Consider the following 21,006-nt stretch of genomic DNA (forward strand, 5'->3'; position numbering starts at 1 on the left):
TTTGTAATCGAGTACTGTTTACCGGCGTTCAGTTTGCTAATCTACGTCAAGTCTCTTAAAGAAAAGGATTTTTTGTGGTTCTTCGTTTGTTGTTGGGTTTACTGATTTTTGTAACAAGCATGACTTCAGCATGGTCGTGCGACAATAAACTATTATGTATTGGGGAAGACAACTTATCCGTTGGTGTTGCCTTCGGCATTGGTGTGCGAACCAACCCGCTTGTCGACGGCGATGCCATTCCGTTAGTGGTACTACCGGATGTTGCGTGGTACTCCGATACTTACTATTTCGACAACGGTGAATTTGGGCTGCAGTGGCGTCCTTTTGGCGACATCACTACGGAAACCTTTATTCGTACCAACGCAGAAGCCGCGTATTTTTCATTTTGGCACCCTAATAATTTTCTTATTCCCGTTAATAGTTCTTCAAGTGCTGATGCACCTCCAACGCCAGGAGGTCAAGACGAGCCGAACTATATTTCCGTCGATGATATCGCGAGTCGCGACTGGACCGTAGACGCAGGTATCCGAATGACAGTGTTTCGCGATAACAGCCGCTGGTCGTTTACCGCTACTCATGATGCATTGGGTGTTTACAGCGGATACAGCTTAAACACTCGATATAGTCACGACTTCTTCTATAAAGACTGGACGCTTTCTACAAACATTGCTGTAGCCTACAAAAGCAAAAACCTTATAGATTACTACTACGGCATAAGTGAACGAGATACCGACGGCGAATCGCTGTGGTACGAAGCACCACATTCTTTTCAGGTTACTACGGGCTTTTTCTTAACTAAAAAAATAACACCTAATTGGTATTGGCTTGGTAGGTTTCATATAACAATGCTAGGTAGCGGTATGAGCGATAGTCCGCTTGTTTCCAAAAACCACGTAACCAATGCGTTTATTGGCATCGGTTACAGGTTTTAGGTGACTCGATGCGCCTAACAACTCTTCTCAGCTTACTTTTATGCAGTACTATATACGCTTCGAATAGTGAGTCTTCCGAGCTTTCCGACCTTACTGTTGTACCTAATGAGTGCATTGTTGCGGAAAAAGGCCAAACATGTTCGCTTGAACTCGCAATTAATTACCCCGTGCTGACATCAAAAATTTATTGTCTAGCAGTGGAAGAACAGTCATTGGGTTGCTGGTCCGCTACACTGCTACCAACCTCATTAACCATACAACTCAGCCAAGACTCGACGTTTACGCTAAAGGATCAAGAAACCAATAAAAGAGCATCTGTCGACTTAAAGATAAAATTTAGAAAAGCGTCTATGACACGCCGACGCATTAGAAATCCATGGAGCTTGTTCTAATGAAAAAGTTATTGTTGATTGAAGATGATGAGCGTTTAGCATCACTGGTATGTCAGTATTTACAAAGTAATGATTTCAGCGTTGAAAGGCTACCTAATGGCGATGGTTTAATAGCCTTAGTAAAAGACACCGCACCCGATGTGGTCATACTTGATGTAATGCTACCCGGGGAAGACGGGTTTTCTCTATGTAATCAATTAAGGCAGTTTTTTACCGGCCCTCTTCTTTTTATGACGGCGAAAAATGAAAACTTTGATCAGGTTATTGGCCTTGAAATTGGCGCAGATGATTACATTGTTAAACCTGTAGAGCCTCGTGTGCTGTTAGCCAGAATTAATGCATTATTACGGCGAACAGCACCTCTGCAAACAAACTTAACAAAGTCTTCTGTAATGCAGTTTGGCAAGCTCAGTATCGATAAGTCGTCACGTAAAGTTACGCTAGGCACGAACGAAATATCGTTAACCAGCCATGAGTTTGATTTGTTATGTTTATTAGCCGATAACGCATCGCGTTTAGTTGACCGCTCTACGCTTTATAAAGAATTGATTGGTCGTGAATACGATGGACTCGACCGCTCGGCAGATGTGCGCGTTTCTCGCCTTCGAAAGAAGCTTAATGACGACCCGCAAAATCCTTACAGAATAAAGACAATTTGGGGTAAAGGCTTTTTCTTTGTTAGCGATGCTTGGGACAACGCATGACTCGTCTTTTTGTTAGTTTTTATCTGTTTGTTGCCATTTCACTTTTTCTTATTAGCAGTGCGCTAGAGCTCATATTACCCAACGAAAGAAATAGCGAAACGAAAGAAACAGAAGTCATTCAAAGCATTTTAAGTTTGGCAGCATCGAATAAAGCATTACTCGTCGACAGACTAACAAAAATAAACGCAGACTTCGAAATCAAACCCATTGGCGCTGTAGGCTGGTCACCCGAAGAAAACAAAGCACTAATCAATGAAAAAGTTATCACGCTCTACGATGAAGAAGCGAAGTACATCTATGCGCCAATTGGTAACGATGAACTCGTCTCGTTAAAGCTCCCCTATGAACGTATTTCCATTCCGTATCAAATCATCTATTTGTTCGTTTTCTTGGTATTACTCGGTTTAGCCATGGCTGTGTGGCTGTGGCCGCTATGGCGAGATCTTACCTACATTACGAACAAAGTGAGTGGTTTAGCGCATGAAACAGACAGTCTCTCTATTGCCTTAAAAAAGCGTTCAATAATGCAGCCAATAGCGAGTCGTATTAATTTGCTCAGCGAGCGTGTACACAAGCTTTTGCGTGACCAGCGCGAATTAACTGGCGCTGTAGCTCACGAGTTTAGAACCCCTATTGCCAGATTAAAGTTTGCCCTTGAGATGAACCCAGAGCCTAATGGGGAAGCGTGGAAAGGAATTCATGCGGATATCGACGAGCTTGAAGGCTTGGTTCAGGAAATGCTGGACTACACCCAATACGACGCCGTAACACCAGAGCTCAGTATTTCCGAGATTCCTATTAAACAACTTTGCCAAAATGTAGTTCGACATCTCGAACCCACAACAACCAAGTCACTTGACATTGCGGGTGAAGACATTGTGGTGAGAGGAGATGGCCACTTTATAGAGCGCGCTGTTTCAAATTTACTGACCAATGCAATTCGCCATGCTGACGCTAAAATCCTTCTAACTATTCACGCTTCAGGAAGCGCTGTCTCTATTTCTGTTGCTGATGACGGTGAAGGTATTGAACAAGCATTAGCAGAACGCATTTTTGAACCTTTTTTCAGGCCCGATAATAGTCGAGTTAGATATTTAGGAGGCGCTGGGCTAGGCCTTGCCATTGTTCAACGTATACAACACTGGCACAAAGGCTCAGTAAAAGTAGAAAAGAGTAATTTGGGTGGTGCTTGTTTCGTACTCACCTATCCACGCTAGAAACAAGAAAGGCGCTGATGTCTAAGTCAACGCCTTTTTACTTTGAGTTGTTAGCCTGTGCTTTAGCCTGAATATCAGCTACGCACTTGTGTTTAATGGCTTACCTAAACAGAACCTTCTCTTTGTTAAACCAATGGATACAAAAGAAAATAAGACCTGCCGCAATCACTGCGGTAGACGTAAATATGCCAAATAGCGCGAAGTAATCCATGGTGCCTTTGAACAGCTCTTTCATGGCAAGGGCAACGTTAGTCAGCGGTACCCAAACCCAGCCTCCTTTTAGCTCTACGCCCGGCATCATGGCTATGATTACGGGGAAGATAACCACCATAATTAGTGACCCCATGTAGCTTTGCGCTTCTTTAAAAGAGCGAGCATAAATAGAAAGCGATAACAGTACCGCCGCAAATACTGCGACCACAGGCACTAACATCAAGAATATCAGTAAGAAGTCTACAAGACCGATCATCGACATGATCTCTACGACAAATTCAACAGCCATTCCTTGGGATAGCACTAGCCCCCATATGGCCATGGAAGACACCGTTATTAGCGCGGTAACAATACCTGCGGTAGCTACCGTAAAGAACTTACCCAATACCAACTTGTGACGGTCCATCGGCGAAATAAGCAGGGTTTCTAAGGTACCACGCTCTTTTTCACCAGCGCCTAAGTCGGCCGCTGGCGCCATGGCGCCTTGAAGGCACAAGATGAAGATGAAATATGGTAGCATACCGCCTAAGCGCTCACCCCACACTTCGCGATCATCCGCCACATTTTGCTTTTCTATCTTGATTGGCTTCAGCAAGGCCTCTTGCTGAGTTTCATTTAGATTAAGCTGTGCAAAAGCGGTTTGTTGAAATGCATCAGTATATTCATCAATGATGTCGGACACACGCCCCATCACCTTATTTAAACCAGCATCGTTGAGATAAAGCTCAATCTTATGTTGCCCTGAACTTAATACGTCACTATCGAAACTCTCTGGTATAACCAACACAAAGTCTAACGTTTCATTTTTAATGAGTTTGGCATAGTTAGTCTCATCGCCAATCATAACTGGCTCGAATTTATCAGAGGCATCGTTAAAAGACTGTACAATTGCTGGCGCATACGCTTCACCAACTATCGCGTATTTCAGTACTTTATTTTCAGCTTTGTCCGCCGCTGAACTCATGAAAAAGAACGCGACACCGAAAATAGCTGGGAATAACAAAAGCGGTAAACCAATCATGAATATGATGGTTTTCTTATCCCTTAATAGCTCTTTGAATTCCTTTTTAAAGATTAACCACATTGCCCATCTCCTCAGAATCCATTGAAAGTGTTTTTAGGAAGCTTTTATGCATTTGTCCAGCCTCTGCACCATTACCAGAAAGCGCACTAAATGCGGTAAGCGAGTCGTTGAATACTGTTTCACCTTGATTAATAACTGTTACTTTGTCACAAAGAGCTTGTACTTCGTCGAGGTGGTGGGTAGAGAAGATTACCGGTGTACCTTTATCTTTAAGGCGCTGAATGAATTCCATCACGGTACTCGTTGCCATAATATCAAGGCCAGTTGTAGGCTCATCGAGAACCACTAACTCTGGCTCGTGAATAACTGCACGGGCAATCGACACTTTTTGCTTCATGCCTGATGAAAAATTCTCCGCTCTTCTATCAAGGAAGGTTTGCATATCGAGCAAATCAGCTAGCTCTTCAATACGTGCATTAATTACAGTTTTTGAAATGCCGTGTAGCTCTCCGAAGTAGCTAATATTTTCACGCCCACTTAAACGGCCGTATAGACCTGTTGAACTGGAAAGAAAACCAATCTTTTTTCGCGCAATGTTAGGATTAGAAAGTACGTCCTCACCACCAATGAGCACTTTACCGCTGTCGGGTTTAAGCGCTGTTGAAAGCATACGCAAAGTAGTGGTTTTACCAGCGCCGTTAGGCCCTAACAGTCCCAGAACCTGACCTTTTTCGCAAGTAAAAGACACATCCCTTACTGACTGAAAATAACGCCCTTTTAAACGCGGGTCCTTCTTCTCTTGTTCGCTAAGCTTTTTCGGGTTCTCCGCCGTAAAGCGTTTAGCGAGACCTGATATTTCAATCATTCCCTTTTCCCTCTTGATGTAAGCTATTCTCAATATTAATTGTTGTTTAAGGCATTGTTTGCTGTAGCCGCAAATTTTCCTTATTTATATTCTGAAACGTTGAACCTTGGAAATACACCACAAGCCAACCTTTCTTTGTAGTCTTCGCTTATCGTACTTTATTACAGCATTCCCTGTTTTTATTTTTTGTACAAGTTTCAACCGGATATTAAGTGTTAGTAAATATTTCTTAATATACCCTGCGTAGCAAGGGCATAAAAAAACCCACCTTTCGGTGGGTTTTTAAGATACTTGTAAAACCTATCTTATTCAGGAAGTACGTCGTCTTCGCCCTGTGGCAATGCTTCTTCAGCCTGCATGGTTTTAGAGAGCAATAGCTCTTGACGGATCTTTGTTTCGATCTCATTAGCCGTTTCAGGGTGTTCCTTAAGGTACTTCATTACGTTCGCTTTACCTTGACCAATGCGATCGCCCTTGTAGCTATACCAAGCCCCCGCTTTATCAACAAGCTTTTGCTTAACACCAAGGTCAATAAGCTCAGCTTCTTTGCTGATACCTTCGCCGTAGCGAATCATAAATTCAGCTTGCTTAAACGGAGGCGCAACCTTGTTTTTCACTACCTTAACGCGAGTTTCGTTACCTACTACCTCGTCGCCTTCTTTAACTGCACCGATACGGCGAATGTCTAGACGAACAGAAGAGTAAAATTTAAGCGCGTTACCACCAGTAGTGGTTTCTGGGTTACCGAACATTACACCAATCTTCATACGAATTTGGTTAATGAAGATACACAGCGTATTAGAGCGCTTAATGTTAGCTGTAAGCTTACGCAACGCTTGCGACATTAGACGGGCCTGAAGACCAACGTGAGAATCACCCATGTCACCTTCAATTTCAGCTTTAGGTGTAAGCGCCGCTACCGAGTCAACAATAACAACATCTACTGCACCTGAACGTACTAGCATGTCGCAAATTTCTAGCGCTTGCTCACCAGTATCAGGCTGAGATACTAATAGTTCGTCAATGTTTACACCTAGCTTTTCAGCGTATACCGGGTCTAGAGCGTGCTCAGCATCTACGAACGCACAGGTTTTCCCCTTTTTCTGCGCTTCAGCAATAACCTGAAGCGTTAGCGTTGTTTTACCTGACGATTCAGGACCGTAAATTTCTACTACACGTCCACATGGCAAACCGCCTATACCTAGAGCGATATCAATGGTAAGTGAGCCAGTAGAAATCGCTTCAATGTCCATGGCTTGGTTATCGCCTAAGCGCATGATAGCGCCTTTACCAAATTGCTTTTCAATTTGGCCAACTGCGGCGGTTAAAGCTTTTGATTTGTTATCGTCCACGTATATATCCTCTAGGATTTGCGGTTAAATTCTGTTTTGGTACTTTCCATATTTTGTATGAAGTTACCAAATAATGATCATATTCTATACTGTACAAGCATACAGTTTCAACCAGTGTTTTTAATTTTCACTCAACATTTTAATTAACTGAGTAATAGCAAAGCTAATAGCGTGTTGCCGAACTTCGTCGCGATTGCCGCTGAAAACCTGTTTGATTTGCGCTTCTTGCTCTCCACACAAAAAACCAAACCACACAGTGCCCACCGGTTTTGCTACGCTGCCACCGCCAGGTCCGGCGATGCCACTTACGGTCACAACTAGCTGAGCACCACTATTGCGTCGCACGCCTTCTGCCATTTCTTTTACCGTTTGCTTTGACACTGCACCATGTTCTTTAAGCGTCTGCTCGGTAACGCCTAATATGTCTTGCTTCGCGTCATTCGAGTAGGTCACCCAAGATTGATTAAACCAGTCAGAGCTTCCCGAAACACTGGTGAAAGCAAAAGCAATCCCCCCCCCTGTACAGGATTCTGCACTAGATACACTCCAACCTTTTGCTCTAAGTGCATCTCCTAGTGCCTGAACTTGCGCAGATAATGCGCTATCAAGCTTTAAAGGGCTGGCGTTTACCGTCGAATCAGTTGAAAATGTTGTGCTCATTTGGATATACCTAGTTACACCTGTTGTGCTTTATCAGATCTTCGCTTGATCTTAGTGGGCGTGAGTTTATCATTTATTCCCCTTAACAGGCATTAAACCCAGCAACAAATTCATAGAGGCATTTTTTTGGAATCACATACTCCTATGATGCGCCAGTACCTGACTATTAAGGCGCAGCATCCGAATATTCTACTATTTTATCGCATGGGCGACTTTTATGAGTTGTTTTACGACGATGCCAAAAAAGCTGCGGAATTACTGGATATATCGCTAACAGCAAGAGGGAAATCTGGCGGCGAGCCTATCCCAATGGCGGGTGTGCCCTATCATGCAGTGGAGAGCTACCTCTCACGCTTAGTCAAGATGGGCGAGTCGGTTGCCATTTGTGAACAGGTTGGCGATCCGGCCACCAGTAAAGGCCCTGTTGAACGTGCAGTACAACGTATTGTTACGCCTGGTACAGTGACCGATGAAGCGCTACTAGAAGAACGTCGCGACAATATTCTTGCGGCAGTCTGCGGTCATAGTATGCATTATGGTCTGGCAACCCTAGATGTCACTAGCGGTCGTTTTGTTGTATTTGAATGCGACAGCGATGAAAGCTTACTTGCTGAAATTCAGCGCATTAACCCAGTAGAACTCCTCTACCCTGAAGGGTTTGAAAGTTTGGCTCTGGTTGAAAATCGTAAAGGGCTTAGACGCCGTCCTGAATGGGAATACGACATTGATACCGCCACAGAGCAATTAAACGCACAGTTTGAAACCAAAACGCTAGATGGCTTTGGAATAAAAGGCGTCACTAAAGGCTTAGGCGCGGCTGGCTGTGTTTTACAATATGTAAAGGATACTCAGCGCACCGCATTGCCGCATATTCGACGCATTCAAACCGAACAGCAAGACAGCCGCGTCCAGCTTGATGCCGCCACCCGCAGGAACCTAGAACTTACCCATAATTTGTCGGGCGGACAGGAAAATACGCTGTTCAGCGTGATGGATACCACCACTACGGCCATGGGTAGTCGTATGCTACAGCGGGTTATTCACTCGCCTTTAACCGACCAGCATGAACTGCACAGCCGCTTAGATGCTGTTGAAACGTTTATTAATGATGACCCTGAAGATATTCGCACCGCGTTAAAACACATTGGTGATATAGAACGTATTATGGCGCGCTTAGCCCTTCGTTCAGCCAGACCACGTGACTTTGCTCGCCTAAAAAATGCATTTAATGCGCTGCCTGACTTACAAGATGCTCTCGCTCGATTCGATACAGGCCAAGTCAGAAGTATTAGCGAGACCATTGGCACTTACCCTGAGCTTCAAGCCCTGTTAAACGATGCTATTATCGATAACCCGCCAGTGGTAATACGGGATGGCGGCGTAATTGCCGAGGGATATAACGCCGAACTTGATGAGTTGCGCAAGCTATCACAAGGTGCTACCGACTACCTAGATGCTATGGAGCAACGCGAGCGCGAGCGCACGGGTATTTCTACGCTAAAAGTGGGCTACAACAAGGTTCACGGGTTCTTTATTGAAATTAGCCGAGCGAACAGTGCATTAGCGCCTGCTGAATATATTCGAAGACAAACCCTTAAAAACACTGAACGTTATATAACGCCAGAACTTAAAGAGCACGAAGATAAAGTGTTAAGCAGTCAAGGCGCTGCCCTTGCTCTTGAAAAGCAGCTTTATGAAGCCTTGTTCGACAACTTTGCTCCACACTTAAATAACTTAATTGAGACCGCCGCAGCGCTTGCCAAGCTCGACGTGCTGTGCTGTTTTGCCGAACGCGCAGTCTCCCTTGATTGGTATCGACCACATTTGAGTCAAGAATGTGCGCTTACTTATGATGCCGGTCGCCACCCTGTTGTTGAGAATGTAATGAAAGACCCCTTCATTGCTAACCCGCTTCAGCTAGACACAGAGCGCCGTATGCTGATTATTACCGGCCCGAACATGGGCGGTAAATCAACCTATATGCGCCAAACCGCACTCATTGCATTATTGGCCTGTATTGGTAGTTTTGTGCCTGCAGAAAATGCACACATAGGAAAACTTGATCGTATATTTACCCGTATTGGTGCATCAGATGACTTAGCCTCAGGCCGCTCTACCTTCATGGTTGAGATGACAGAAACGGCGAACATTCTCAACAATGCCACAGAAAACTCTCTGGTATTAATGGATGAAATAGGCCGAGGTACCAGTACCTATGACGGATTGTCACTGGCGTGGGCATGCGCAAGTTACTTAGCAAAGCAGCTGAATGCTTATACGCTTTTTGCCACGCATTACTTTGAACTAACTGAACTTCCGGAAACGCAAAGTGGCGTAGTGAATGTGCACTTAGATGCGATGGAGTTTGAAGATACTATACGCTTCATGCATACCGTATCAGAAGGCGCTGCGAGCAAAAGCTTTGGTTTACAGGTTGCCCAACTTGCAGGTGTACCGAAGGCGGTAATAAAAGCGGCGCAACAGAAGCTTGCGGTGTTGGAATCATCACACCTTATGACCAGCACGGAAGATGGATCAGAAAAAGCCAACGATGAGGCTTTTGTAGCGAAGAGCTCGGTAAAAGGTGCAAATAAAACAAGCTCATCAGGTAAAGCTGCATCAAATACCAAAGGCCAAGCGGAAATGCTATTTCCAGATAAACCGCACCCCGTGGTAGAGACACTTGAAAACTTATCGCCCGATGAGCTATCACCGCGCCAAGCGCTAGACCTTATTTACACACTTAAGCGTCTAAGCCAATCTTAAACCAAGCTTAAGCGCGTATAAATTGCGCATCATGTGGGCAAATTGATTGTCTGCCCACATGAATTTGCGTATACTATCGCCCCGTCCAAAGTGTAGCTGGTTTTGTTCTAAACTCAGCCTATATTTACCATACAACCCAAACGTTCTAGGTTTCGCATGACAAATTATATTTTCGTCACCGGTGGTGTAGTTTCATCGCTAGGTAAAGGTATTGCTGCAGCATCGTTGGCCGCAATTCTGGAAGCTCGCGGTCTCACCGTAACCATGTTAAAACTCGACCCTTACATCAATGTCGACCCGGGCACTATGAGCCCTATCCAGCATGGTGAAGTATTTGTTACCGATGACGGCGCTGAGACCGACCTTGATCTTGGTCACTACGAGCGTTTTATTCGCACCCGCATGACAAAGCGTAACAACTTTACTACTGGTCGCGTGTATGAAGAAGTACTTAAGCGCGAACGTCGCGGTGATTACTTAGGTGCAACTATTCAGGTTATCCCGCACATCACAAACGAGATTAAACGCCGCGTGATTGAAGGTGCTGAAGGTCACGATGTGGCTATCGTTGAAGTGGGCGGAACCGTAGGTGACATCGAGTCACAACCTTTCTTGGAAGCAATTCGCCAGCTTGGTACAGAAGTGGGCCGTGAACGCGCTATGTTCATGCACCTAACTCTTGTACCTTATATGCCAGCATCAGGTGAAGTAAAAACTAAGCCTACGCAGCACTCGGTAAAAGAGCTTCGCTCTATTGGTATTCAACCTGACATTCTCGTTTGTCGTTCAGTAGGTGCATTGCCGGCTAGTGAGCGCTCGAAAATCGCGCTGTTCACCAACGTTGCTGACAAAGCTGTTATTTCACTTAAAGACGTAGACAGTATTTACCGTATTCCTGCGGCACTTAAAGCGCAAGGTATGGACCAGCTAGTTGTAGATCGCTTTGGTCTTGAGTGTGAAGAAGCAGACCTGTCTGAGTGGGAACAAGTGCTTTACGCTGAGTCTAACCCTACAGCTGAAGTAAATATCGGTATGATTGGCAAGTACGTTGAATTACCTGACGCCTATAAGTCTGTTAATGAAGCGCTTAAGCACGCTGGTCTTAAAAATCGTCTTACCGTGAACATCCATCACATCGACTCACAAGACGTGGAAAGCAAAGGCACACAAATTCTAGAGCAGTTAGACGCTATCTTAGTACCTGGCGGCTTTGGTGAACGCGGTATTGAAGGTAAAATTGCAGCAGCCCGTTATGCTCGAGAGAACAAGGTGCCTTACCTAGGCATTTGTTTAGGTATGCAAGTCGCGCTTATCGAATATGCACGTAATGTGGCAGGTATGGAAAACGCGAACAGTACTGAATTTAATCCAGACACGCCTTATCCTGTTGTAGGTCTTATTACCGAGTGGTTAGACGCTGCGGGTACCACTGAAGTACGTACCGAAACGTCTGACTTGGGCGGAACTATGCGCTTAGGTAGCCAGCTTTGCCACCTTATTGAAGGAACCAAGGTTCACGAGATGTATGGCGATGCTGAGATTTACGAGCGTCACCGTCACCGTTACGAAGTGAACAACAACCTGCGTGACCAAATTGAAGCTGCAGGATTGAAAGTAAGTGGTTTGTCCACTGACAAGCGACTTGTAGAAGTGGTGGAAATCCCTGATCATCCTTGGTTCATTGCGGGCCAATTCCACCCTGAGTTCACATCAACTCCTCGGGATGGACACCCACTATTTACTGGTTTCGTTGCTGCGGCAGGAAAATACCAGAAAGAAAATCACTAATTTCTAATAAAAGGGGTGCTCTCTCCCGTTGCACCCCATTCAATTGTTGAGGAAAAAACATGGCGAAAATTAGTCGCATTATCGGACGCGAAATCTTAGATTCACGCGGAAACCCTACTGTAGAAGCAGACGTATATTTAGAATCGGGCGTAATGGGCCGAGCTGCAGCACCATCTGGTGCCTCTACTGGTAGCCGCGAAGCACTAGAACTACGCGACGGCGACAAGTCTCGTTACCTAGGTAAAGGTGTAACAAAGGCAGTTGCAGCAGTTAACGATACCATCGCGCCAGCACTTATCGGCAAAGATGCACTAGCACAAGCTGATATCGACGGCATCATGATTGACCTTGATGGCACAGAAAACAAAGAGACCCTTGGCGCAAACGCGATCCTTGCTGTTTCTCTTGCTGTAGCTAAAGCGGCAGCGGCGGAAAAAGGCGTAGCGCTTTACGAGCACATTGCAGACCTTAACGGCACATCTGGTCAATACTCAATGCCTGTACCAATGATGAACATCATCAACGGTGGTGAGCACGCTGACAACAACGTAGACATTCAAGAGTTCATGGTACAGCCAGTTGGCGCGAAGAGCTTCAAAGAAGCACTACGCATGGGTGCTGAAATCTTCCACGCACTTAAGAAAGTACTTTCTGCTAAAGGCCTTAACACAGCAGTTGGCGACGAAGGTGGTTTTGCACCTAACCTTAGCTCAAACGCTGAAGCACTAGCAGTTATCGTTGAAGCCGTTGAAAATGCCGGCTACAAGATGAATGAAGACATTACGCTAGCACTAGACTGTGCAGCGTCTGAATTCTACAAAGAAGGTAAATACGTACTTTCTGGTGAAGACAAGAGCTTCGATTCAGAAGCATTTGGCGACTATCTTGCAGACCTTTCTTCACAGTACCCAATTGTATCAATTGAAGACGGCCTGGACGAAAGCGACTGGGACGGCTGGGCAAGCCTAACTAAGAAGATTGGCGACAAAGTACAGCTAGTTGGTGACGACTTGTTTGTAACTAACACTAAAATTCTTAAGCGCGGTATTGATAACGGTATTGGTAACTCAATCCTTATCAAGTTCAACCAAATCGGTTCACTAACTGAAACCCTTAACGCTATTAAAATGGCAAAAGATGCGGGCTTTACAGCAGTTATCTCTCACCGTTCTGGTGAAACTGAAGATGCGACCATTGCTGACCTAGCAGTAGGTACAGCCGCGGGCCAAATTAAGACGGGTTCACTATGTCGTTCTGACCGTGTTGCTAAGTACAACCAACTTCTGCGCATTGAAGAGGCACTTGGTGACGCTGCAACTTACAAAGGCCGCAGCGAAATCAAAGGTCAATAAAAAAGGCTCATTGAAAAGTCTTTATTATCGACAGTTAACAGAACATTGTTGTTAACCATCCTATTTTTAAAAGCCAGTTAGTATTGCTACCTGGCTTTTTATTACCCCTCCATAAAACCCATTAGCAAACCCACCAAAAAGATTACCAATAAACCATAAATGTAATACCAAATTAAGCACATTGGTAAACCAATGGCAATATTGTTACTATGAAGTTGCGGAAACATTCATCTATGCAATGCGACCGCAGCCCTACGTACACAGCATTAATTACATAATAAGGCCTGTTTATGAAAGCAATTTTGCCACCCCAAAAGCGCTGGCTTGTTATCTCTAGTACATTCTCTACTGTACTCGCCACTACGTTAGCAATCACAAGACCTGTATGGGCGGACAACCTCGCGCTGCCTGCACAACAGTACGATTTAAGTGAGTGGTATTTAACGTTACCTACTGACGACAACAACGATGGAAAAGCTGACAACATTTCTGTTGAAGACCTTCAATCTTTTACGCATCCTTCGTTTTTTTATTTGAATAACGAAGGTGGATTAGTGTTTACCAGCCCTAACAAAGCATTAACCACAAAAAACTCTACAAACACGCGAAGCGAACTGCGCCACATGCTGCGTGGAAACAAAAAGTCAGTTAAAACACAGTCAGCAGAAAATAGCTTTACCGTTGCCAGTAACCCCATAGCGCGACGCTTTGCCCGTGTGGGTGGAAAAATGCAGGCCACATTGAAAGTGAATCACGTATCGCTAAGAGCTAAGTATCCCGAGAAGCCACCAGCATATTCTGTGGTTGTAGGCCAAATTCACGCAACTAAATGGAAAAAGAAAGTAAAAGGCTTTGGCTGGGGCAATGAACCGCTAAAAATATATTTTAAAAAATGGCCTGATCACGAAACCGGCTCGGTATTTTGGACCTATGAGCGAAACCTTCCTAAAAGCGACCCGAAACGCAAAGACATTGCCTATCCTGTTTGGGGAAATCTGTGGACTGACAAAACCGACCCTGGCGCTCAAGGCATTAAGCTTGATGAGACGTTCAGCTACACCGTAAACGTTCATGGCGATATCATGCACCTTCGGTTTGAGTCAGATAATCATGAAACTGTTGAGTATTCCATTAACCTTGCCAATGCCGTTGATGCGTATGGACAGGTAGATAAATACGATCATCCCTACGGATATACGCTTGATTGGAACTACTTCAAAGCTGGCGCCTATAACCAATGCAGCACAAAAGACGACCCCGCATTCTGGTATCCGGCCTGTTTAGGTACGGGTAATTGGGAAGAAGATGAAAAAAATGGTGACTACACGCGAGTAACCTTTACTGAACTCACAGTGACAGAAAGTACACCAGAAGAGGATTAGAGAGCCTTTGTTATTCATTGCGGTTGTGAATACATAAAAATGCCCCATTCATTGGGGCATTTTTGTTTGTCTTACCGACAAAGATACTTTTACTGGCGTAACGGAAACAGCTTCAATACTTGCTTAACTGATACACCAAACTGCTTTGCAGCGTTGCTTTGCCTAGTAAGTGTGCCTAGTTAATTTGTTTAGTTGATTTTTTTAGTTACTCTGAGCCGGTGCTTCCCACGTTGAATAAGGCCCAACCATATTTTCTTCAATAAAGATAAGGTCGTCCAGCGCTGCACCAATACCGGCATCGCTACCCGTACCTTCCACTAACTTATTCGCAGTGGGTTCACTCAAGCTTGCACCGTCTTCTGAGTTGTCAGCCAATATGTTGCCATCAACACCATCAACCAAAGATGTGTTATCACGCTTTGGCATTATCGGTGTTAAATCAGCAACGGTTTGAGCATAAATATGGTTATTGTCATAGTCAGAGTCATTATCTAGTGCACAACCATGGGCAGGGTATTCATCTTGTTTAATAGCTGTAGCGCCAGCACCAGAAGTAGTTCCGAAGATGTTACTCTCAGCACTTTGGTTAGCAATAAGGTTACTGTCGAAGTCCAGTGTGTAATCAAGGTTAGTACAGTTTTCCAAGCCATCGCGAGATGAACTATCTTCAAACTGAATGGCGTTAGTCGTATTTAATATGGTGTTACGAGCAATAACCGTATTTAAATCTAGCCCTGCATCAATCAATGTTTGCGTAGATGAATTACCACTATCTATATAATCAGAATCGATATGCAGTGCAGCGCGGTCTGACGAATTAGTAATTACATTAGCAACAAAGTTATCAGTAATTACATGGCCTAGAGGCGTGAAAGCAATACCACCGTCTTTATTATTTGTACCTTCTACACCATCCACTGTTGCGGTATAAGGTTCGCCGCTTGAGATGATAATGTTTTGCGATACAGTATTACCGTAGCCATTTCGCAACTCGACATTACCCCAAGAATTTACAATTGTGTTGGCATGAATACTATTTCCACCACCTTGAACAATAATAAGGCCGCGATCCATCAGTACGCGATCGAAGCGATTATATTGAACCACATGTTCGCCTCGACCTGCACCATCGCCACTACCAGAACGACCAACCTGAACAGCGTGGCTACCTGAATCAGTATCAAACTCTCCATCACCGTCAATAGTGGTAGGCAGAAAGTCTTTAAACAGATTATATTGAACAATATTACGCTGATGATCGCCTAATGAGTTAGGCGTGTCACCGACACCTAGGAACATGCTAATAGCAGAACCTTCTTCAGCTTCATTTACGCTTTTACCAGTAAATAAGTTACGTTCAATAACATTGTCTGTGCCGCTAACCGTAATGTAATGAGACTCGTCACTTGAACCCAAATTAGGTCTCGTAGCGCCTGAATCGCTTAGAAAACTTGAATTTTTAATAGTATTGCCAGAGCCGTTAAGGTCAATCGAACCACGGCCTTCACCGCAGCTACCCGCAACCGGAATCACTAACTCTTCAAACACAAGACCATCTATTACGACACCGCTAACTGACGAACTGAATGCAATACATGTAGTGCCTGAAATAATCGCGTTAGTCTCAGCTACACGTTTAATAAGAAGATTATTTTGTGCGATAGAAAGCTCCGCCATATCTTCATAATCATCTGCAGTATCACTCGTATTTAATACATCCGCGATACCAATCGAGTCGCCTTCTTGTGCGTTAGCTAGCGCTGCAGTAAGCGAAACTTCACCTTGCACATAAAACGTGAATATCTGGTCGTCTGCACTTTTCGACAGGCTTTCTTCGTAGTTCGCATCATCGGTGTAAGATACGTTAACTGAAAGCACGCTACCCAAATCAGTGTCTGTTACGACTAATGTTGCTTCTGTTGCACCATCGATATTGACCGCTGCAGATAAATCTTCGCCAACGTTACGCGATTGCCACTGGTAACTAATTTCACCTGAAACGCCATTGGCATCAACAGGGGTAGGTGCAGTAAGCGTGGCACCTACTGTTAACTCACCAGTAATTGGGTCATCAAGCGAGCCCGTTTCATTATTAGCTGGCACTGGTGCAATAGCTTCCGTGGGCTCAGAGGTAATTGATTCGTCAAATCCACTATCGTCAACATATGAAGCCATGGCCGTAATCACAGTTCCTTCGTAAGCCTCAACAAGCTCAAGCGAATTAGATACTGCTCCTTCGATAACAGCGCCGTCTAAGGCCCAGCTGTAAGTTACGGTGCCAGACAAACCATTATCGTCTGTTATGTCTGCCGTTAAGGTTTGCCCTACCGTTGTAGAGCCTGAAACGGTAATAACACCCTCAAAGTTAACAGGCAACGCTTCTACTACCTCGGTTTCTTCTGTAGTAAAGCCTTCACGCGTGTTGCCCAGGTCGACGTACGTAACCGCTACACGAATACGTGTACCAGCTTCATTTACCGTAAGCGTGTAAGACGCACCGGTTGCATCTACTATTGGTGTACCATCCGCAAACCACGTAAACACCACTGTGTTTTGATCAATACCGTCAGGGTCACTGACTGATGCAGTTAACGTCTCTCCTTCCTTAGCCGTTCCAGAAAGAGATAAGGCACCAGGCTGGTTTGTAGCACCATCATCACCACCGCACCCCGCAAGCCCTAGGCTTAAGGCGCTAAGTGTTAAAATACTTACTTTTTTCATTATTGCTCTCGCTGCTTATTTTCTTTGATGCTGATAAACCCTACCCCAATAACTTACCAATGGATAAAATCAGCCTTACCAATAAATACAACCAAAATAGTTATTGGTATGTAACCACAAAGAAACCACCATTACCACCAGAAATACAAACTGATAACATTTTTTTGACATTGAGAACTAATCCTTACTAACCACATAATTTTTAAACCACTGATTTATAGACGGTTAATAAGTTTTCAGTAGATAAAAATACAGTCTGTATTTTTTGACTAACCGTTTCATAGATATGCTAAATAATGACAATTTTAATTATTTTATTGTAAATTTGTTGCCAATACGTAAACAAACCCTTAGCATTGGCTTTACACCATGCAGCAAATTGGTAACAACAAACATGTTTTTTGGTTAGACTTAATAACCAATTAAATTGCTGAAAGCCCTACAAAACAAAAGATACAGCATTATGGAAGACACGATGATAAATCAGAGAAGACCAAATCCGTTCGTACACGCCATTCGCACCAAATATTTTAGCCCAGCTTTGGTTTATGCTGCATGCTCTGTAGGTCTGCTTATTAGCAACCCAATTTCAGCGCAAGAGGCAAACACTTCAGATGAAGAAACGACAGAAATTATCGAAGTTAAAGGTATCCGAGGCACTATTCAAAGCTCAATCTCGATAAAGCGTGAATCGACTGAAATTGTTGATGGTATCTCTGCTGACGACATTGGCGACCTGCCAGCTTTGTCTATTGGTGAGGCATTAGAAACCCTTACTGGCGCGTCTTCTCACAGAGAGCAAGGCGGTGCAACGGAGATTTCAATTCGAGGCCTTGGCCCTTATCTAGGCAGTACGGTAATGAACGGTCGTGAAGCAGCGAACGGGAGTGGTGACCGCTCTGTAAACTTCTCTCAGTTTCCATCAGAGCTTTTTAGTAAAGTTGCAATTTATAAAACACAGTCTGCTGAGCTAATTGAAGGCGGTGTTTCAGGTCAAATACATTTAGATACCATCAAACCATTAGATTTCGGTAAACGTCGCTTTCAGCTTGAATACAAAGGTAACTGGAATCCAGACAATACAGATTTAGAAGACCCTATTCGCGACTTTGGCCAGCGTATCACCAGTAGCTTTGTGGACCAATTTGAAACTGATCGATTCGGCGACATAGGTATATCTGTAGGCTATCAAAAGAACGTAACGACAAACCCCGAACAGGAAGCTCGAACAGGAACGAGTTGGAATGCATGCAGAATTTCACCAGCATTTGGTGACGGAATTAACAGCAGCCGCACAGACTGTGAAGACAACGGCGGCGCGCTAAATTTAATTACTGATAGTACCGGCGCAGCGCCTGATGCTTCGGAGCCGTTTATCTTTTCTCGTTCGCAAAACTCGTTTAGACAAAACGTTACTGACGACGATAGAGAATCATTCTTCGGTGCTATTCAGTGGCGCCCTAATAACAAGCTAGAGATAAATGCCGACGTACAGCTTTCAGATAGAACCTTTAGTGAAGTAAGAAACGACCTCGTCTTTGCCGAAGTCAACCACATTGATGGCTATACCACGCCGGCGTCAGAAAGACTGCCCTTTGACCTTGTGGCTACCTCTAACGGCGCACTTAGGCAATTCACAGCTACACAAAATATTGAAACAAACAGCCAATTTGCAGAACGCCTTGAAGAGTACACTGGAGGAGGCTTACGTTTCGACTATACGGTAAACGATAGACTAAGCCTATCTCTTGACCTATCTACCTCTGAAACTGAACGACGCGAAAATATTATTCAAACCAGACTTCAGTCGGAAGACGTAGACATCTACGGTAATGATGTACTGGGAGCCGATGGTAACGGTGAAGTAAGAACTGCAGCACAGATATTTGCCAACGGTTCTCTTGTACCTACATGGACACTTCAAGACTTCGACGTAAACTACCACGGTGCTTTTGCTGATGAAGCAAGAACACGCCTAGATCTAAACCAATTCAGAAATAATAAGATTTCAGCGGTACGCGCTGACTTCGACTACATACCAGACTCTGAATTTATCATTGGTGTAAAAGGTGGTGTTAGGCTATCTAAGTTAGAATACGACAGCGTACCTGGTGGCGGTGGTACTAACAACCGAACAGAGGTAACGTTCAGTGATGAGGCGGCAGCTATGGCTAATGATGCTTGCCGAAACAACGCATTTCCTGAGTCAGGCTTTTTTGACGACGAGACCGGAGGCGCACCGCTTTTTACTAACGTTGATAGCGAAGGTAATGTTATAAGCGCAGGAACAGGTAACTCTTTCGCTACGTTCGATCCAATCTGTTTAGCAGAGACATTACTTGGCACAGTGACTAACGATGCGGGTGAGGTGCTAACGATAGCTAACGCCTTCCCAACAGTTGATGATTCAGATAGACAAGATATTGCAGCTGTTGACGTTGAAGAGAAAACCATCGCGGCCTATCTACAGGCAGACTATGACACTTTCATTGATGATTATGGTGTACGTGGCAACTTTGGTCTTCGCATCGTAAGAACAGAAGTATCGTCTCTGTCATATCGAGGGCCCTTACAGGCTACACGCGATGAAAATGGCCTAATTACAGGCATTGCCCCCATTACGGACGAACTCATTCAAGTAGAAGGCGGCGGTGATTACACCGAGTTACTTCCAAGCTTCAATTTAATCGTCGACCTCTCGGATGACGTTATGTTTCGCGGCGCTATTTATCGCGGCCTGTCACGCCCAGATCCATCAGATTTAGGTTTCGGCCGAAACTTCTTAGGCCTAGACGAAGACAGTGACACCGGCGAGATATCAGATGCACTGGCGCGCGCAGTGGCAGTAGGCAATCCGGTACTTGAACCTTTCCTATCTTTGAATGTAGACACCGCTATTGAGTGGTATCCAAATGAAGATACTATTCTTGCTCTTGGTTTGTATTACAAAAGCTTTGAAGGTGGCTTCTCAAACACATCTCAAACGGAAATTTTTGAAGTTGACGGTGAAGAGTTAGAAACCATCGTTACTGCGCCTCAAACTAGCGACGATACCAGCACTATCTATGGTGCTGAAATTACCGCCACACACTCGTTTTCATACCTAGATAGCTGGTTAAGTGGTTTTGGTATAAAGCTTAGCTACAACTACGCAGATTCGAATTTTGAATTTCAAGATGAGAACTTTGGCGAATCAACCGTAATCGACCCTAGCTCGGGTGATTTGATTTCGCGTACGGGTATTGTTGCACCAGCTAACCTGTTCGGTTTTTCAGAGCATGTTCTTTCTACGCAACTCTATTATCAATGGGAAGGCTTAAACGCATCTATTAACTACAAGTATAGAAGCAACTACTTCCAACAGTATGTTAATACGCCTGGCGCTATTCGATTCATCGACGATACGGAAGTATTTGAGGCTCGTGTGTCTTATCGCCTGAATAAGAATTGGAAGTTCAGTATAGAGGCTATCAATATCTTTGATGAGCCTAGACGCCAGTATCGCCCAACTCAAGACAACTTTGCAGAAATTAATGTGTACGGTCAAAGAGTCTTCGCTGGCGTGCAATTCCGCTATTAATCAGGGTTTCACTGTGAGTAATTGGGGCCCTAACATGGGCCCTTTTTTCTTCAACGCC

At 44.4% G+C, this 21,006-nt stretch carries 14 protein-coding genes; 9 read left to right on the forward strand and 5 right to left on the reverse strand.

Annotation, left to right across the window (positions count from 1 at the left end; genetic code table 11):
- Nucleotides 1-119: 119 nt before the first annotated feature.
- From ACXAER_RS05855 to ACXAER_RS05870, 4 genes are read left to right on the forward strand one after another with little or no spacing between them, the layout of a single operon-like run.
- Nucleotides 120-932: a MipA/OmpV family protein gene (locus ACXAER_RS05855; RefSeq protein WP_474827465.1), complete on the forward strand. Its 813-nt coding sequence runs from the start codon at nucleotides 120-122 to the stop codon at nucleotides 930-932.
- A gap of 8 nt (nucleotides 933-940) precedes the next feature.
- Entirely contained in the window at nucleotides 941-1,324 is a 384-nt protein-coding gene (locus ACXAER_RS05860) for a DUF3019 domain-containing protein (RefSeq protein ID WP_474827467.1), read from the forward strand.
- The gene (locus tag ACXAER_RS05865) at nucleotides 1,324-2,028 is read left to right on the forward strand and encodes a response regulator (protein ID WP_474827469.1); all 705 of its coding nucleotides are present in this window, start codon (nucleotides 1,324-1,326) and stop codon (nucleotides 2,026-2,028) included. The genes ACXAER_RS05860 and ACXAER_RS05865 overlap by 1 nt, the downstream gene beginning before the upstream one ends.
- The gene (locus tag ACXAER_RS05870) at nucleotides 2,025-3,245 is read left to right on the forward strand and encodes an ATP-binding protein (RefSeq protein WP_474827471.1); all 1,221 of its coding nucleotides are present in this window, start codon (nucleotides 2,025-2,027) and stop codon (nucleotides 3,243-3,245) included. The genes ACXAER_RS05865 and ACXAER_RS05870 overlap by 4 nt, the downstream gene beginning before the upstream one ends.
- 100 nt (nucleotides 3,246-3,345) lie before the next feature.
- Here ACXAER_RS05870 and ACXAER_RS05875 read toward each other — a convergent pair whose 3' ends face one another.
- The 4 genes from ACXAER_RS05875 to ACXAER_RS05890 form a co-directional block, all read right to left on the reverse strand.
- On the reverse strand, nucleotides 3,346-4,542 hold the full coding sequence (locus ACXAER_RS05875; protein ID WP_474827472.1) for an ABC transporter permease: 1,197 nt from the start codon (nucleotides 4,540-4,542) through the stop codon (nucleotides 3,346-3,348).
- Nucleotides 4,526-5,347, reverse strand: a complete 822-nt coding sequence (locus ACXAER_RS05880; RefSeq protein ID WP_474827474.1) for an ATP-binding cassette domain-containing protein — start codon at nucleotides 5,345-5,347, stop codon at nucleotides 4,526-4,528. The genes ACXAER_RS05875 and ACXAER_RS05880 overlap by 17 nt, the downstream gene beginning before the upstream one ends.
- 305 nt (nucleotides 5,348-5,652) lie before the next feature.
- Nucleotides 5,653-6,699, reverse strand: a complete 1,047-nt coding sequence (recA, locus tag ACXAER_RS05885; RefSeq protein WP_179982559.1) for a recombinase RecA — start codon at nucleotides 6,697-6,699, stop codon at nucleotides 5,653-5,655.
- Between the two features lie 120 nt (nucleotides 6,700-6,819).
- Nucleotides 6,820-7,359 carry a CinA family protein gene (locus ACXAER_RS05890; protein ID WP_474827477.1) on the reverse strand — a complete coding sequence of 180 codons (540 nt, stop codon included), beginning with the start codon at nucleotides 7,357-7,359 and terminating at the stop codon, nucleotides 6,820-6,822.
- Nucleotides 7,360-7,503: 144 nt separating this feature from the next.
- Here ACXAER_RS05890 and mutS point away from each other — a divergent pair, with 144 nt between their 5' ends.
- The 4 genes from mutS to ACXAER_RS05910 all read left to right on the forward strand — a co-directional run bounded on the left by mutS (nucleotide 7,504) and on the right by ACXAER_RS05910 (nucleotide 14,647).
- Entirely contained in the window at nucleotides 7,504-10,125 is a 2,622-nt protein-coding gene (gene mutS / locus ACXAER_RS05895) for a DNA mismatch repair protein MutS (RefSeq protein WP_474830518.1), read from the forward strand.
- Nucleotides 10,126-10,281: 156 nt separating this feature from the next.
- The gene (locus ACXAER_RS05900; protein WP_474827479.1) at nucleotides 10,282-11,913 is read left to right on the forward strand and encodes a CTP synthase; all 1,632 of its coding nucleotides are present in this window, start codon (nucleotides 10,282-10,284) and stop codon (nucleotides 11,911-11,913) included.
- A gap of 59 nt (nucleotides 11,914-11,972) precedes the next feature.
- Nucleotides 11,973-13,265 carry a phosphopyruvate hydratase gene (gene eno / locus ACXAER_RS05905; protein ID WP_014975823.1) on the forward strand — a complete coding sequence of 431 codons (1,293 nt, stop codon included), beginning with the start codon at nucleotides 11,973-11,975 and terminating at the stop codon, nucleotides 13,263-13,265.
- Between the two features lie 290 nt (nucleotides 13,266-13,555).
- Nucleotides 13,556-14,647, forward strand: coding sequence for a polysaccharide lyase family 7 protein (locus tag ACXAER_RS05910; protein ID WP_474827481.1), 1,092 nt, complete (start codon nucleotides 13,556-13,558; stop codon nucleotides 14,645-14,647).
- A 201-nt stretch (nucleotides 14,648-14,848) separates the two neighbouring features.
- Here the strand turns inward: ACXAER_RS05910 and ACXAER_RS05915 are convergent, their stop codons facing one another.
- Entirely contained in the window at nucleotides 14,849-17,368 is a 2,520-nt protein-coding gene (locus ACXAER_RS05915) for a poly(beta-D-mannuronate) lyase (protein WP_474827483.1), read from the reverse strand.
- A gap of 475 nt (nucleotides 17,369-17,843) precedes the next feature.
- On the opposite strand from ACXAER_RS05915, the gene ACXAER_RS05920 reads away from it, so the two are divergent.
- A complete protein-coding gene (locus ACXAER_RS05920; RefSeq protein ID WP_474827485.1) occupies nucleotides 17,844-20,948 on the forward strand; it encodes a TonB-dependent receptor in 3,105 nt (1,034 codons plus the stop codon).
- Nucleotides 20,949-21,006 lie beyond the last annotated feature (58 nt).

It is taken from the genome of Alteromonas sp. AWJ4_199, assembly GCF_056159165.1.

What these genes read in the sequence shown, in the direction of transcription:
- ACXAER_RS05855 (WP_474827465.1), top strand. Translation starts at nt 120, where the DNA reads ATGACTTCAGCATGGTCGTGCGACAATAAACTATTATGTATTGGGGAA.
- ACXAER_RS05860 (WP_474827467.1), top strand. Translation starts at nt 941, where the DNA reads ATGCGCCTAACAACTCTTCTCAGCTTACTTTTATGCAGTACTATATAC.
- ACXAER_RS05865 (WP_474827469.1), top strand. Translation starts at nt 1,324, where the DNA reads ATGAAAAAGTTATTGTTGATTGAAGATGATGAGCGTTTAGCATCACTG.
- ACXAER_RS05870 (WP_474827471.1), top strand. Translation starts at nt 2,025, where the DNA reads ATGACTCGTCTTTTTGTTAGTTTTTATCTGTTTGTTGCCATTTCACTT.
- ACXAER_RS05875 (WP_474827472.1), bottom strand. Translation starts at nt 4,542, where the DNA reads ATGTGGTTAATCTTTAAAAAGGAATTCAAAGAGCTATTAAGGGATAAG.
- ACXAER_RS05880 (WP_474827474.1), bottom strand. Translation starts at nt 5,347, where the DNA reads ATGATTGAAATATCAGGTCTCGCTAAACGCTTTACGGCGGAGAACCCG.
- ACXAER_RS05890 (WP_474827477.1), bottom strand. Translation starts at nt 7,359, where the DNA reads ATGAGCACAACATTTTCAACTGATTCGACGGTAAACGCCAGCCCTTTA.
- mutS (WP_474830518.1), top strand. Translation starts at nt 7,504, where the DNA reads ATGATGCGCCAGTACCTGACTATTAAGGCGCAGCATCCGAATATTCTA.
- ACXAER_RS05900 (WP_474827479.1), top strand. Translation starts at nt 10,282, where the DNA reads ATGACAAATTATATTTTCGTCACCGGTGGTGTAGTTTCATCGCTAGGT.
- eno (WP_014975823.1), top strand. Translation starts at nt 11,973, where the DNA reads ATGGCGAAAATTAGTCGCATTATCGGACGCGAAATCTTAGATTCACGC.
- ACXAER_RS05910 (WP_474827481.1), top strand. Translation starts at nt 13,556, where the DNA reads ATGAAAGCAATTTTGCCACCCCAAAAGCGCTGGCTTGTTATCTCTAGT.
- ACXAER_RS05915 (WP_474827483.1), bottom strand. Translation starts at nt 17,368, where the DNA reads ATGAAAAAAGTAAGTATTTTAACACTTAGCGCCTTAAGCCTAGGGCTT.
- ACXAER_RS05920 (WP_474827485.1), top strand. Translation starts at nt 17,844, where the DNA reads ATGATAAATCAGAGAAGACCAAATCCGTTCGTACACGCCATTCGCACC.